Raw genomic sequence first — 1,616 nt, 5'->3', positions numbered from 1 at the left:
CGTCCCTCGTGGTCAGCCGGGCGTTGGCCAGTGCCTGCCGGATCACCCGCTGCTGCGAGGGACCGTTCGGCGCGGTCAGGCCGTTGCTCGCGCCGTCCTGGTTGACCGCCGAGCCGCGGACCACCGCCAGCACGGGGTGGCCGTTGCGGCGGGCGTCGGAGAGCCGCTCGACCAGGAGCATGCCCACGCCCTCGCCCCAGCCCGTGCCGTCCGCCGCGGCGGCGAACGACTTGCAGCGGCCGTCGAAGGACAGGCCGCGCTGGCGGCTGAACTCCGTGAAGGTACCCGGTGTCGGCATGACGGTGACACCGCCGGCCAGCGCCAGCGAGCACTCGCCGTTGCGCAGCGCCTGGACGGCCAGGTGCAGGGTGACCAGCGAGGACGAGCAGGCGGTGTCGACGGTGACCGCCGGGCCCTCCAGGCCGAACGAGTAGGCCACGCGACCGGAGGCGATGCTGCTGGATCCGCCGGTGCCGAGGTAGCCCTCCACGCCTTCGGGTACGGCGCGCAGGCGGGAGGTGTAGTCGTGGTACATCACGCCGGCGAAGACACCCGTCCGGCTGCCGCGCACCGACGCCGGGTCGATGCCCGCGCGTTCGAACACCTCCCAGGTGGTCTCCAGGAGCAGCCGCTGCTGCGGGTCCATCGCCAGCGCCTCACGCGGGCTGATGCCGAAGAACGCCGGGTCGAAGTAGTTGGCGTCGTGCAGGAACCCGCCTTCGCTGACGTAACTCGTGCCCTGTTGTTCGGGATCGGCGTCGAAGAGACGCTCGATGTCCCAGCCGCGGTCGGTCGGGAAGCCGGAGATCGCGTCCCGGCCGTCCAGGACCAGCTGCCACAGGTCCTCGGGCGATCCGACGCCACCGGGGTAGCGGCAGCTCATCCCGACGATCGCGATCGGTTCCTGCTCCCCGGACTCGACTTCCTCCAGGCGGCGCCGGGTTTCATGAAGGTCCGCCGTCACCCGCTTGAGAAAGTAGCGGAGCTTTTCCTCGTTCATACGTGCATCCCTCTCGCGGCAGCCAGAAAGGCGGAGCCGTTCACGTCAGGAGATCCCGAACTCTTTACCGATGAAGTCGAACAGGTCGTCGTCCGTCGCCGATTCGATCTCCTCGGCGACCTCGGCCGCAGCCGCGTCGTCCTCCGGCTCCTTCCGGCCGTCACCCCACTTGGCCAGCAGGTCCTGGAGGCGTGCGGTGATCTGCGCATGCCCGTCGTCATCGGGGAGGACCACCGCCAGAGATGCCTCCAGCCTGTCGAGCTCCGCGAGCAGCGGGGTCACCGCCGCCGGCCCGTCCGGGGCGGTCTCCTCCCGGAGGAAGGCGGCCAGGGCGGTGGGCGTGGGGTAGTCGAAGATCAGGGTCGCGGGGAGGCGGACCTCGGTGGCCGCGGTCAGCCGGTTGCGCAGCTCCACCGCGGTCAGCGAGTCGAAGCCGACCTCGTTGAAGGACCGCTCCGGGTCCACCGCTGCCGGTCCCGCGTATCCGAGTACGGCCGCCACGTGCGTGCAGACCAGGTCGAGCAGCACCTTCTCCTGCTCGGCCGGGGGGAGTGTGGTCAGGCGTTGGGCCAGGGCCCCGGGGGCCGCGGCATCGGCCGCCGCAGCACGACGTACG

The 1,616-nt window shown here is 71.0% G+C and carries 2 protein-coding genes; both read right to left on the bottom strand.

The genetic code is table 11. From position 1 onward, the window contains the following. Window positions 1–1,000: beta-ketoacyl synthase N-terminal-like domain-containing protein (locus LMU33_RS40740; protein ID WP_228627143.1), on the bottom strand; the 1,000-nt coding region annotated here is incomplete at its 3' end. A gap of 45 nt (window positions 1,001–1,045) precedes the next feature. Continuing rightward, window positions 1,046–1,616: phosphopantetheine-binding protein (locus LMU33_RS40735; RefSeq protein WP_228627141.1), on the bottom strand; the 571-nt coding region annotated here is incomplete at its 5' end.

The sequence above is a fragment of the Streptomyces barringtoniae genome (assembly GCF_020819595.1).
Taxonomy (GTDB): Bacteria; Actinomycetota; Actinomycetes; order Streptomycetales; family Streptomycetaceae; genus Streptomyces; species Streptomyces barringtoniae.
The sequence above is the reverse complement of the archived record's forward strand: the minus strand, read 5'-3'. Positions and strand labels throughout refer to the sequence as shown.